The 13,159-nt window shown below is 45.0% G+C and carries 10 protein-coding genes, 1 other RNA gene and 2 pseudogenes; 6 read left to right on the top strand and 7 right to left on the bottom strand.

Going from position 1 to position 13,159, the window contains the following annotated elements; genetic code table 11:
• Window positions 1–215: 215 nt before the first annotated feature.
• Genes thiL through sppA form a run of 3 tightly spaced genes read right to left on the bottom strand, consistent with a single transcriptional unit; the run spans window position 216 to window position 4,173 of the window.
• Window positions 216–1,256 carry a thiamine-phosphate kinase gene (gene thiL, locus EII41_RS11945; RefSeq protein WP_124790776.1) on the bottom strand — a complete coding sequence of 347 codons (1,041 nt, stop codon included), beginning with the start codon at window positions 1,254–1,256 and terminating at the stop codon, window positions 216–218.
• An 11-nt stretch (window positions 1,257–1,267) separates the two neighbouring features.
• The gene (gene lpxK, locus EII41_RS11950) at window positions 1,268–2,368 is read right to left on the bottom strand and encodes a tetraacyldisaccharide 4'-kinase (RefSeq protein ID WP_124790777.1); all 1,101 of its coding nucleotides are present in this window, start codon (window positions 2,366–2,368) and stop codon (window positions 1,268–1,270) included.
• A gap of 26 nt (window positions 2,369–2,394) precedes the next feature.
• On the bottom strand, window positions 2,395–4,173 hold the full coding sequence (gene sppA, locus EII41_RS11955; RefSeq protein ID WP_124790778.1) for a signal peptide peptidase SppA: 1,779 nt from the start codon (window positions 4,171–4,173) through the stop codon (window positions 2,395–2,397).
• 259 nt (window positions 4,174–4,432) lie between these two features.
• Between sppA and EII41_RS11960 the strand changes: the two genes are divergently transcribed.
• A complete protein-coding gene (locus tag EII41_RS11960) occupies window positions 4,433–5,785 on the top strand; it encodes an MATE family efflux transporter (RefSeq protein ID WP_124790779.1) in 1,353 nt (450 codons plus the stop codon).
• Between the two features lie 15 nt (window positions 5,786–5,800).
• Here EII41_RS11960 and EII41_RS11965 read toward each other — a convergent pair whose 3' ends face one another.
• The 3 genes from EII41_RS11965 to EII41_RS11975 form a co-directional block, all read right to left on the bottom strand.
• Window positions 5,801–6,043 carry a hypothetical protein gene (locus EII41_RS11965; RefSeq protein ID WP_124790780.1) on the bottom strand — a complete coding sequence of 81 codons (243 nt, stop codon included), beginning with the start codon at window positions 6,041–6,043 and terminating at the stop codon, window positions 5,801–5,803.
• 174 nt (window positions 6,044–6,217) lie between these two features.
• Window positions 6,218–8,287 (bottom strand): prolyl oligopeptidase family serine peptidase, encoded by a 2,070-nt coding sequence (locus EII41_RS11970; protein ID WP_124790781.1) that lies wholly within the window; start codon window positions 8,285–8,287, stop codon window positions 6,218–6,220.
• 178 nt (window positions 8,288–8,465) lie between these two features.
• Window positions 8,466–9,875 (bottom strand): toxin-antitoxin system YwqK family antitoxin, encoded by a 1,410-nt coding sequence (locus EII41_RS11975; protein WP_124790782.1) that lies wholly within the window; start codon window positions 9,873–9,875, stop codon window positions 8,466–8,468.
• Between the two features lie 218 nt (window positions 9,876–10,093).
• On the opposite strand from EII41_RS11975, the gene ssrA reads away from it, so the two are divergent.
• The 5 genes and pseudogenes from ssrA to EII41_RS14800 form a co-directional block, all read left to right on the top strand.
• Window positions 10,094–10,493, top strand: a transfer-messenger RNA (tmRNA) gene (gene ssrA, locus EII41_RS11980).
• A 366-nt stretch (window positions 10,494–10,859) separates the two neighbouring features.
• The gene (locus EII41_RS11985) at window positions 10,860–11,216 is read left to right on the top strand and encodes a hypothetical protein (RefSeq protein WP_124790783.1); all 357 of its coding nucleotides are present in this window, start codon (window positions 10,860–10,862) and stop codon (window positions 11,214–11,216) included.
• 1 nt (window position 11,217) lies between these two features.
• Complete coding sequence (locus tag EII41_RS14580) at window positions 11,218–11,505, top strand: M10 family metallopeptidase domain-containing protein (protein WP_260425576.1); 288 nt, start codon at window positions 11,218–11,220, stop codon at window positions 11,503–11,505.
• A gap of 2 nt (window positions 11,506–11,507) precedes the next feature.
• Window positions 11,508–11,756, top strand: a pseudogene (locus EII41_RS14795) (matrixin family metalloprotease); the annotation flags it as partial.
• A 627-nt stretch (window positions 11,757–12,383) separates the two neighbouring features.
• Window positions 12,384–12,644, top strand: a pseudogene (locus EII41_RS14800) (T9SS type A sorting domain-containing protein); the annotation flags it as partial.
• A 200-nt stretch (window positions 12,645–12,844) separates the two neighbouring features.
• Here the strand turns inward: EII41_RS14800 and EII41_RS14330 are convergent.
• Window positions 12,845–13,159: hypothetical protein (locus EII41_RS14330; protein ID WP_221620723.1), on the bottom strand; the 315-nt coding region annotated here is incomplete at its 5' end.

Below are 13,159 nucleotides of genomic sequence, written 5' to 3' on the forward strand. Positions count from 1 at the left end.
GCAAGAATATCCAATAATTATTCCATTTATTTTATTGACAAACAGTTTAATGAATATATTTTAAGGAGCAACTAGATAAAAAAGGAGAAAATTGTCTTATAAGAGAATTTAAATTGTCCTATAAGACAATTTAAAAAGTCCTATAAGACAATTTGGACGAGATGCGCAGGGAATTTGGAGGGGATACGCGGCGAGACTCTAAGGGGTGCAAAAAATCACGAATGTTCTTCGGTAAACGACTGCCATCCCTGAGCTTTTAATGCGACCTCACCACCGTCGCGGCCGACAAGACAATTACCGAACTCAGCCTTCGTAATATGTCCGATGATTTTAATCCCTTTCAAAGCCTGCACCTGATCATGGTAAGACAACGGTACGGTGAAAACCAGTTCGTAATCTTCGCCGCCATTTAATGCCGCCGTAACAAGGTTCATATTGAACTCTTCGGCCATGATGGCCGTTTGATAATCGATCGGGATACGGTCTTCGTAAATGCGGCATCCTACACCGCTTTGCGATGCGATATGAAGCAGCTCGGACGATAGCCCGTCGGAAATATCCATCATCGCGGTGGGGACGATACCTGCTTCGGCCAACATCGCGATGACATCTTTGCGGGCTTCGGGTTTGAGCTGCCGCTCAAGGATGTATTCTTTTCCGCCGAAATCGGGCTGAAAATCTTTCTCGCCTTGAAACACATTCTTTTCACGTTCGAGCAATTGCAACCCCATATAAGCAGCTCCTAAATCGCCGGAAACACATATCAGATCGGTATCTTTCGCTCCGTCGCGATAAACGATTTTTCCCGTTTCTCCTTCGCCGATACAAGTCAGACTCAATGTCAGTCCGGTCAACGACGAAGAAGTATCTCCTCCCACAAGATCAACGTTATACACGTCGCAGGCAAGCATAATACCGGCATATAGTTCTTCCAAATCTTCTACCGCAAAGCGTTTGGAAATACCGACCGATACGGTGATTTGTTTCGGCTGCCCGTTCATCGCATAGATGTCGGAGAAGTTGACCACGGCCGCTTTATAGCCCAAATGCTTCAAAGGAGTATAAGTCAGATCAAAATGTACGCCCTCCAGCAATAAATCGGTCGTAACAAGTGTTTGCTTGTCTCGGTAGTCCAGTACGGCAGCATCATCGCCCACACCTTTCAGCGTACTTTTATTTCTCAGCGTAATAGCTTTTGTCAGATGGCGGATCAGTCCGAATTCTCCCAATGTCGCGATTTCTGTTCGTTGCATGATTACTTACTTTTCTATTGTCTTAAAATACGGCTGTTTTCCATCGTAGAGATGTGTTTCAAGATCGACTCGTCGAATAAATTGCCCTTGTCGAACAGAAAAGAAACCATTATCGGCACATAATATATACGCGAATGCCATTCGGACGGGAAATACGGGTTGTTCCGAATGCGCATGGCATCTTTCTCCGTACATACGATAAGCGATTCAGGATTCATCTTCGCGAATGAGGCACTTATTTTTTTGACATCGTTTTTCTTGAAGTCGTGGTGATCACCGAACGACATCACCTTTATATTCTGCGAATATTTCTTCATCTCTTCGATGAGTGGCGCCGGATTGGCCACCCCTGTGAGCAGAAGTACTTCATCTTCTTTCCGCAGACTGTTTAAGGCTCGCGGGCAACATTCTTCCGGCCATATTCCTTCCATCCGCAAATACGAGATGCCGGAAAAAAACACTTGCTGATGGGATTGCAGATGCATATCATCTTCCATGATGCGACAATCGATCGGTTTTAATGCGGGATCACATTTACTGACCACAACCCAATCAGCCCGGCGGACACCGCCTGCCGGCTCACGCAGCATGCCTACCGGAAATAATTTATCTTTGTAGAATAAGCGATTATAATCCGTCACCAAGATCGATAACGACGGTTGCACATATCGATGTTGAAAGGCATCATCGAGCAAGACGACCTGCGGCCGTTCGCCTTCGGTCATTGCCAGCAAATGCTTCATCCCTCTGCGACGGCTTTTATCGACTGCTACAATCACGGATGGATATTTACGCTTTATCTGGCAGGCTTCATCGCCTACCTCCTGACTGGTACAGTGTTCGCCGGCCAACACATAGCCGGATGTCTGGCGCTTGTACCCGCGACTGAGCACAGCCACCCGGTATTTTTTCGACAGCAAACGTATCAGATACTCAACCATCGGCGTCTTTCCCGCTCCTCCCATCGATAAATTACCGATACAAATGACCGGAATCGCATATTGCTGCGAAGGCAGCAAATTGATATGGAAAAAGAGGTTACGTATGCACACGATGATCCCATAGACCAGTGCAACAGGAAAACCGATATAATGCAGACGATTTGATTTGGCCATTTCTGCTTCGTTCTTTCGCTCTTTTCCTACAACGGTTTCAGATCGTAAGGGATACGTGCCTGAATACCGTATGTCGCTTTGGCTTTTCGTAACATCCTGAAATGCTCGTATTCGTCGCCCAGCATGTCTTTGACCATCGACTGCTTCACGACTTCAATCTGTTTCTCCAAGAACTCCTTCAAAAAGTCATGGCTGGTCGATACTTCCATTATGTTATAATTGTATATCTCGGCTAATTCACTGGCCAGCTCGACAGCGCGTTCAATACCGCCCAATTCGTCGACCAAACCGATTTTAAGCGCTTGCTCTCCGGTCCATACACGACCTTGTCCGATGCTGTCGATATCGGCCTTGCTCACGCCTCGTCCTTCGGCGCATCGCGTTAGGAACGTATCGTATCCACGTTCGATATACCCCTGTATCAAGGCTTTCTCATCGTTCGTCATCGGACGGGAAGGGTCACCAAAGTCTGCGTACTTGTTGGTCTTGACTATATCGGTCGTTAACGCCAGTTTATTAAACAGTCCGGTTGTATTGGGGAACATCCCAAAAATACCGATCGAACCTGTCAGCGTGTTCGGCTCAGCAATAATCTTGCTCGCACCGCTCGCGATATAATATCCTCCCGAAGCCGCCACGCTTCCCATGGAAACGACAACCGGCTTTTTCTTTTTCAACTCATACACTTGCTTCCAGATCTGTTCGGACGTATAGGCGCTGCCGCCCGGTGAATTGATACGAAGCACTACGGCTTTGACCTCATCATTATCAGCTAATTTTCTTAGATTTTCATTGATTTTTTCCGAAATATACGGATGGCTTCCGCTGTAAGGCGATGAGACGAGACTCTGCGTAATCTCCCCTTCGGCATATACGATCGCAATTTTGTTACGATATTCCCGCTCGGTATTCTTTATATTTTTCATATTCGATAATCCGACGGTTTTCAGCTTATCACCCGTTTGACCGGATTGTTCGATCAGGTATTTTTCCACTTCGCTGCGATACTTTAGTTCATCGATTAATTTATACTCGACCGCCTTCTCCGGCGAAGCGAAAAACGCGCCTTCATCCGCGAAACGATTCACATCGTCTACCGTGATATTACGGCTCTTCGCAATACCTTTGGTAATATTTCCCCAGATGGAGTTTTGATACGAGGTAATCTGTTCACGATTCGCATCGCTTAATTTATCCGCGATAAACGGTTCCACAGCCCCTTTGTACGTACCGACTTTAAAGACCATCATTTCTACCCCGATCTTTTGTAACAGACCTTTATAGAACATCGTTTGAGAAGAGATACCGGTCAGTCCCAAAATTCCTTGCGGGTTAAGGTAAACCTTATCGGCTACCGAAGCCAGATAATACCCTCCTTGTGTATAGCTATCAGCATAAGCAACAATGAATTTTCCGCTATCCTTGAAATCCATCAGTGCGCGACGAATGGCATCGAGGCTGGCAGTCCCTCCGGAAAACACTCCCATATCTAAATAAATCCCTTTGACCGATTCCTGTTCCTTGGCATGACGAATCGATTTCAATACATCTTTCAACGACAAATCCGATTCCTTGCCTGTCACTAAGCTGGCAAACGGATGATCTTCGGCAGTTTCGCGAAGCTCTCCTTCAAATGCTATCTTAAAAACACTTTCTTCCGCTTTGGGAGTATAAATCGCTTGAGAGTTTGAACTCAGACCGGCCACTATGCCAATCATGAAAACGACGGCGATCACTCCTACCAACATCAGTCCCACGAAGAAGCCCAATGTGGAAGCAAACATCATTTTGAAAAATTGTTTCATTTTTTTTCTTTTTTATTTCAAATTGCCGACAAATATACACAACTTATTCATCATTCATCTGTCTTCTCCCGGATTTTTTTCCGGATTTTGCGAACAAAAATATTACAAGCCTTAAACTTAAGCGAGGATATCTTTATGGTTCTTGACAATCGTTTGCAAGCAATTGAAAGTTAGATCATAAAGAAAAGTTTGCTCTTGATGGCATGGCTTTGCACACCAAATTCATTACTTTTGCGGCCGACGCGAAAACAATAAATAGATGTCCGGACAAAAACCTCCTTCTGCATTAGGAACAGAACCTGTCGGTTCGTTACTGACGAAATATGCCATTCCGGCGATTATCGCCATGACGGCTGTGTCACTATACAATATGGTCGACAGCATTTTTATCGGCCAGGGGGTAGGAGCCATGGCCATTTCGGGGCTGGCTATCACCTTTCCGTTCATGAACATTGCCGCGGCTTTCGGAGCTTTGGTGGGTGTAGGGGCCAGCACGATCGTTTCCGTCAAACTGGGACAAAAAAACTACGGCACAGCGCAACAGGTGCTTGGCAACGTAGTAATCATGAACATCGTTATCGGAGGAATATTTACACTGGTGTCACTTATTTTTATCGATCCGATTCTGTATTTTTTCGGTGCCAGTGAGCAAACGATCGGATATGCTCGCGATTACATCGTGATTATCCTTTTCGGAAATATCATTACGCATCTTTATCTCGGATTGAACAGCGTGCTGCGTTCGTCAGGACACCCGATGCAAGCCATGATGATGACCATAACCACTGTTGTGCTGAACACGTTATTGGACCCGCTTTTTATCTTTGTTTTCGAATGGGGCATTCAAGGGGCAGCCATCGCAACGGTCATTTCGCAATCGATATCGTTGACGTGGCTACTGATGCTTTTCAGCAACAAAAAACGTCTGCTGCATTTCCGGAAAGATCTGCTCAAACCACACATCGGCTTAATCAAAGACATCTTGGCTATCGGCATGGCTCCTTTTTTTATGCATCTGGCCTCGTGTGTGATTGTCATTCTGATCAATAACGGTCTAAAGCAATACAGTGGTGATCTGGCTATCGGAGCATACGGCATCATCAATCGTTTTGCGTTTATGTTTGTTATGATTGTGATAGGACTTAATCAGGGGATGCAGCCGATTGTGGGGTATAATTACGGAGCTCGTCAGATTGACCGCGTACAAAAAGCGTTTCGGCTGACGGTCTTTTTTGCAACCCTCGTCACCACGTTTGCGTTTTTGCTGGCACAACTCAAACCCGACTGGATTGCCTGCGTCTTTACGACCGATAAAGAGCTGATTCGTTTGTCGGTCTATGGGTTGCGCATTTCCGTCATGCTTTTTCCGCTGGTAGGGGCACAGATGGTAATTGCCAACTTTTTCCAGAGCATCGGTATGGCAAAGAAAGCTGTTTTCCTATCATTGATACGACAAGTGATTATTTTAATTCCTTGTCTGCTGATCATGCCGAAATTTTTCGGTATAACGGGAATATGGATGAGTATGCCCGTATCGGATACGGTCTCCGCTCTCGTATCGATGACGATGATTTACACGCAACTTCGGAAATTCAACGCCGAGCAGCGGTAACTCAGCGACCCATAGCTATCCCTTACTTTGTCCCCACTGAATTCGCGAACCAATAAGTTGGCCGAGAATGGCCAGACCGATGAAGAGCGGAATCGTCATATCCGGCGTATCGAACCAGATACGCAAAGGAATGACGAGCGGAAGAGAGGCGTGTATGATGACCCACCACATCAAACTCATCTTGCGGTATCTGATGCGATACCGGCCTAAAAGAAGATTGACCGCTAAGGTGACAACAGATACGATCGCAATATTCATACGTTACGCAGATAAACCGGCGACAAAGATACGATTTTTGTACTATTTTCGTTCCGGAAGGCAGACGCTCTTTGCGTAAGAAAAAGAAAAGCCGCAAGCAAAATCGTTTTTTGATCCGTTTTGCCTGCGGCTTTTATATGGCCCGTAAGAAGACCGTTAATCAATTTTGTTGGCTTAGAGTCCCAACTGATTCATGATAAACTCGAATGTAAACGTCCAGTTCTTAATGCTCTGCTCCGTGCTTTGACCGCTTCCGTGTCCACTCTCGTAATCGATGTGGAGGATAACCGGATTGACCTGTCCGGGATTGTTTTGCACAGCCGCAACGAACTTTTTGGCATGCAACGGATCCACGCGACTGTCGTTCGCACCGGTGGTAACAAGCATTGTCGGGAGGCTTACCCCTGCTTTGATGTTATGATAAGGAGAGTAGGGGAGAATCCATCCGAATTGTTCGGGATCGTCTGACGATCCGTATTCCGGAATCCAGTAACGTGCGATCAGGAACTTATGATAACGAAGCATATCCAATAACGGCACTTGGCAAACAATCGCCTTGTAGAGATCGGGGCGCTGCGTGGCGATGGCCCCCATCAACAGCCCGCCATTACTGCCACCCATAGCAACCACCTTCTGCGGATTGGTGTATTTCTCCTTGATCAGCCACTCTACGCAACTGTTGAAGTCGTCGAACGTGTTTTGCTTTTTACCCAGCATCCCGTTACGATGCCACGCTTCACCGTATTCATCGCCTCCGCGGATACCGGCACGTACTACCACAACGCCTTTTTCCAGCAACGGAGCATAGAAGCCTTGATATCCCGGCTCAATACCCGAATTGAAACCACCGTATCCGTTAATCAGCACCGGATTGTTGCCATCCAGCTTGATGCCCTTTTTGTGGATCACGAATGCCGGAATCTTCGTACCGTCTTTCGAGGGGTAGAATACGATTTTTCCTTCGATACCGCTCATATCAATCGGCAGTTCGCGCTGATAGTAGAGTCTCCATTTGAAGTCGGAAGGTGAAGCTACGAAGGTTTTCGGAGTCGATGTAAACGTATTCAGACTGATGTAAAGAGAGTCTTCTTCGCGGTTATAACTCATCCCGCCGACATTTCCCACTTCGGGAAGCTCGATTTCGCGCAACCGTTTTCCGTCGAGATCGTAGAGCGTAAGACGGCTCATAATGTCTTTTTTATCCTGTATGATGATGTTATTTTTCGTGACGGCATAGCTTTGCATCACTGTTTCCGATTCGGGAACCAGCACTTTCCAGTCTTTGTATTCGGGGCTCGAAACATCGGCCGTCATCAGGCGGAAATTCGGCGCCTTATCGTTTGTCAAGATATAGAGTTTATCACCAATTGCTTCGGGATACGCGTTGAACTCCTTACTTTCGTAGATCAACTGTCCGGGATCGTTCGTTCCCGTCTTGCGGATATGCACTTTGTTGGAGTAGAAATCGCCTTCGCCGAAGAAGGTTACATCGCCGTAACGGTTGTCATAAATAAAATAATTGTTCTGCGCATCGGAGGTTGTGCCGATAAACTGCGCTTTCGCTATCGGATCGCCAACCTTCCAACGGTACGTTTTAAGCGGACTCTGCGCATCGATATCTTCTTTCGAACGAAGCGTGAAATAAGCATGTTTCTGATCTTTTGTCCAACGGAATCCGAAGACGTTTTCGATCGGTTTGTGCAGAATCTTTCCCGTACGCGTATCGATAATGTAAGTAGTCGAAATCTCCGCGCCGCTCTTCTGTACACTGATGGCCGCACGATTGCCGTCATACGTGTAGCTTACGCCCGATGTCGAAGTCTTTCCCGACGGGTCTAACTTGACCGGATCCCAGATCAGCACTTTCTTCCCGTTGATCAGGGTATAAATTTTAGATTGCTTGTCTCCCTTTCTCTTCACGTTTTGGAAGACGCGGTTGCCAATTTTGCTCAAGGGGCCTTCGAAATCCATGTCGATATACGAAGCGATGGCCTCGCGCAGTCCGGGATGCTCCTGCTGAGTCTGTTTGAGGTATTCGAGACCGTAATCGTGCTGCGCTTTAGTCCATGCGACGACTTCGGGGTCTTCCTTATCTTCGAGCCAGCGGAAAGGGTCGGTGATCACCACGTTATGCAGGGTGTCTTTTACCGGTTTCTGGGATGTCGCCGGGGGGCGAAACTCTACTTGAGCTTGGGCGACCATTGTCATGGTCAAAGCAAGTGGAAACATGAGAAAATTCTTCATCTGTAATTGTATTTTTGAATAAGTTTGTTTTTGTGTGCAAACATAGATAAAAAATCTGAGATTGTTACGGTGAATAATGAAAAATCAAGTCGGTTGTATCGTATCATCTTCCGCTCGGATTCGAACCAGACAAGACGAACAACCGACAAGTTTTCAACTCGGTACGTATCGCTTCGTTTTATTGTTTTTGTATCCGTCCGTTTTTGAATACGCCTTCTTGTATTAACTTACCATTGCGGTCGTATCTTTTATATGGCCCTTCCGGCTGTCCGTTAACCGCAGTATATTCTTCTTCCAGGGTGCCGTTTCGATAATAACGCCGACAAACACCGTTCATGATACCATCTACATAATGTTCTTCTTCCATCAGTTTGCCCGTTTCATAATCATATGTCTGATGAACACCGTGTTTTTTCCCGTTTTTGTACATCGTGACAGACGAGAGGCCTCGTTGCGTGTATTTGCGTACTTCACCGTCGTATTCTTCGTTTTTGTACATAATTTCCGATTCGGGTTTTCCACTGCGGTAATACGTGTTCCACTTTCCGTCTTTTTTTCCGTTTACATACACACCTTCCGATTTCTTGTTTCCATTCTCATACGTTTCGGTAAATCGACCGTTTTTCACACCTTTTACATACGTCCCATGCTCCGTGTATCGCCCATGCAGGTTACTTGTAAAAGTAAGCGTCTGTTCACCCTCCAGCACATCGCCTTTCGTCCGCTTTTCCTGCGAAATCAGATTGCCGGTCCGGAAGTCGTACTTTTTCACCAGCCCGGTTGGTTTGCCGTCTTTGTATTCTTTTTCTTCTTTGAGTTTACCGTCGGTGTAGTATGTCTTCACGAAGCCGTCTTCTTTCCCGTTCTTATAGGGTGTTTCCGATTTAGGCAATCCCTCCTTCGTGCGATCGATCCACAATCCGGTCTTTTCGTGGTTTCCATCGTACTGTCCTTCGCTCGTTACGACACCGGAGGCCAGCGTTCGAACGAACCGTCCGACCGGTTTCCCATTGTCATATTCCGATTCGACCGTCTCAAACCCGTCTCCGTCAACGTATTTTATTGTCTGCTTACCGTGAGGTTTTCCATTCTTATAATAACAGTCGTAGATAAGATTACCGGAACGGTCATATTTCTTATGCATTCCGTCTTCGGCGCCGTCCTTAAATTCCTGTTCTTCTTCCAATTCTCCTTTAGCGCTATAACGCACCATGCGTCCGTCTATCTTACCGTCTTTAAAGTAAAGTTCACGTTCGATGCTGCCGTCTTTGTAATACGTTACCTGTTTGCCCTCCAAACGTCCATGGCTGTTATAATGCTTCTTCTCAATAAGGGTCTCATCATAATATTGTTCATAATCGCCCGTCATCCGTCCGTTGGAGAAGTCCGCGACAAGATACTCTCTACGACCGAGAATAAGACGCTGCCTTCCTTCAAGATGTTTTTTCTCTCCTTTCGAATGGCGAAAAACATACGTACCGTCACCCGCAGGTATACGTTCAACGTCCTGAATCTGTACACCTTGTTCCTGTGCCATTGCCATACTGCACAACAGCATAATCCAAACCGATAATAAGATCTTTTTCATGTTTAATACATTTAAGTGCTGATAAATTCGTTAAATCTTATGCAAACATAGGTAAAAAAAATGATGATTATGAAAGGAAAAGACGATAAATCTCACACACGACTTTTCTTTTTCGGAGAAAATGATGTATCTTTGCGGTCGCTAAGCGATCCGAAGTGTCGGATGTTGATGAACGATAAACAATGGAAATGATTTTCAAATCATCTCCCTTTATACAAGGGGCTGACCGGTTTTGACAGCGGGCAGAAGTGGTTTGTAAGCATGCAGTGCGTCGTTGGCCGGCACTATAATCTCGGTTGATCCAATTTTAACTGGCGAAAATAACTACGCTCTCGCTGCTTAATCGAAGTACAGTAGATTGAAGCTTCATCCTTACACAAGGTGTTTGGACGAGACATCACCCGGAAGCCGTGGCTTCGAGGCAATCCGAACCGGTGGTGCAGAAATGTCGGAGATAGCTTGACGGATGTCCCGTACGACAAGTGAAAGTTTAGGGAATAAGGTTGCGGTGGGTGGCTTCGGTCTTGCCGCAGCACGAAAATCAAGGCGAAGATAAGCATGTAGAAAGCAAATTAGTTCCTCGTTTGGACGAGAGTTCGAATCTCTCCAGCTCCACCCTTTCGTTCTTCGTTCTCCACTTTTCGTTTTTCACTTTTCACTTTTCGTTCTTCACTTTTCACTTTTCATTCTTCACTTTTCACTTTTCATTCTCCACTTTCCCATAACCATGAACAACCGACCATTAAAAATCCCCCTATTTCTCGTGCATCAAAAAAACATAAAAAAACAGGCGAAATAGTTGCATATTGTCAAAAAAATATTTATACCTTTGTCGTACCATAACAAAAAAAGATAAAACTATGGAAAAAACGACCGATATTCCGCCAGACAAGCCGATGCGCCTCGCAAACCGCACCGGAGGCGCAGCGTAAAAGAAATATCCGGAACGCGAAAAACAAGTATCAATTTTAAAAATAGAAAAACATGAAACAGCAAATTATTTTATGGATAGGTGTCCTGCTTCTGCTGATAGGAGGAGTGGGATGTAAGAAAGATCAGTCTTCTTGTTGTGATAAAGAGATAATAAAAGATGTATCAGAGTTAACAGGGATTATTTCTTATAATAGAGAGGTTAAACGATGGTATATCTCGGTGTCCGATGCGAATAGTTATGATAATGTGACTTTATATTTTCCTTGTAATCTAGACAGTAAATACATGAAGGAAAAAGAAAAAGTGATATTTTCAGGACAAATATCTAAATCAACATTAAAGATTACACTTCCTGCGGGAACAACTTCTTATTGTATAAATCTAATGTCAATCAATAAAATCAATTAATATGAAACGATTTATTCTTTTGTTTTTTCTATCTACGATTGCAATATTCAAAGTTTATTCACAGCGCCTATACGATAATGGCCCTTTAACAGGGGACAATAACTATGTTCTTCAAGGTTCAAAATGGAATAAAACTACCTTGAAATACTATATTTATAATAGTTCGTCCCATTTGACGACTACAGAAAGAGAAAATGCCATTAGAAGCGCTTTTGCATTATGGAGTGATAAATCTACTTTATCTTTCATACAAGTATACAAGTATACAATCCCAATCAAGCAGATATAAAGATTAAATGGGAAAAAGGGAATCATGGTGACGGATATCCTTTTGATGGAAATACAGGTATATTAGCACATGCATTTTATCCCCCACCGGCAGGAGGAAATTATGCTGGTCATTTACACTTTGATGATGATGAAAATTGGTCTATTAATGGTTCTGGTATTGACCTAATTACAGTTGCAGCACATGAGATAGGCCATCTATTAGGAATTGAGCATTCCAATGTTCCCTCTGCTCTAATGTATCCTTACTATACTGGCATAAAAAGACAGTTGGACAATGATGATTGTCTGGCTGTTTGGGATTTGTATGGATATCCTTTCTCCATTTCCGGCCCCACGTCGGTCTGCAATCAGGCGACCTACACGGTAGAAAATCTGCCGCCGGGCGCAACGGTGCAGTGGAGCGTATCGAATCCGAATATTGCCACCATAAACAGTTCAAACGGAGTACTTACTTGCAGAGGAAACGGCATATGCGAAGTACGAGCAACCATTAACAATTCATCTGTTGCATTAACTCCACTGAAAATATGTCTTGGCACTCCTATTTCACAAGACATTACACTGACTGTCGAGAGTTTGAATTCTAACGGTACTTTATGTACCGATAATCCCAATGCCATAATGGCCGATCATCCGGGAGGTAATCATTTGGGATACATACGCGAATATGAATGGAGAATCAGTAACGGTTGGCAAATCGCTCATCATCCGGGCGATAACGGCATATATGCTGATCACTTCATTGTTACAGTTATTCCATTAAGCCCATTGCCCGGAAGTCCGACGGTTTCAGTGCGTGCACGTAGTGAATGTGGTTGGGGAACATGGAAAGAAGTCCAGATACCGGCGGTTTCCTGTAGTAGAACGATATCTCCCTTCTCCCTCTCGCCCAACCCGGCAACGGATGTAGTGACCTTGCAGCTGATGGAGACGGACGAGGTCAGCGGATTAAGCGTGCTCTCGACCGACAGAAGTACCTACGAAATCCAGCTATGGAGCGGTATGACGATGCTGCGGTCGTTCCGGACGAATGAGCCGACGTTCCAAATCCCGATGGCCGGACTGCCGGCGGGACTGTACTTCGTGCGCGTGATCAAAGACGGACAGACGTATACGCAGAAGTTGATTAAAAAGTGAGAAAAGTGAAAAGTGAAAAGTGAAAAACGAAAAGTGAAAAATGGAGCAAAGTAGTCAGGGTAGTCAAAGTAGTAGTGAAAAGTGATGCCCTGCGGGCGTTGAGATGTTGAGTTGTTTTGACTGTTGGCTGAAAGCCGGCTGCTATAAATGACCATTAACAACTGGCAATTTGAAAAGAAGCCCCGCAGGGGTGCGTTAATTCAGCCCCATGTGTAGCGAAGCGAAGCGTTGGGGAAAAAAGAATACCCACTCCTGCGGAGGGCTGTAAGCCTGATATAAAATGTCGAAATCAGAATATCCGAACGCAAATAATGCAGATAAGTGAAAAAGCCCGAAGGACTTTTCGTTTTTCGTTCTTCGTTCTTCACTTTCCCATAACCCCTTGCGGACACGAAAGAAAGGAGCAGAACAGAGAAGAGCCGCATGTCAGAGAGTTGAATGTGATAAAAGTTTGTGTATATGGCTATTGATAATATCATTTCCGTTTCCTTCTCGGACGAAGACGTCGAGAAGAT

The organism is Tannerella forsythia, from assembly GCF_003860135.1.
Classification (GTDB): domain Bacteria; phylum Bacteroidota; class Bacteroidia; order Bacteroidales; family Tannerellaceae; genus Tannerella; species Tannerella forsythia_A.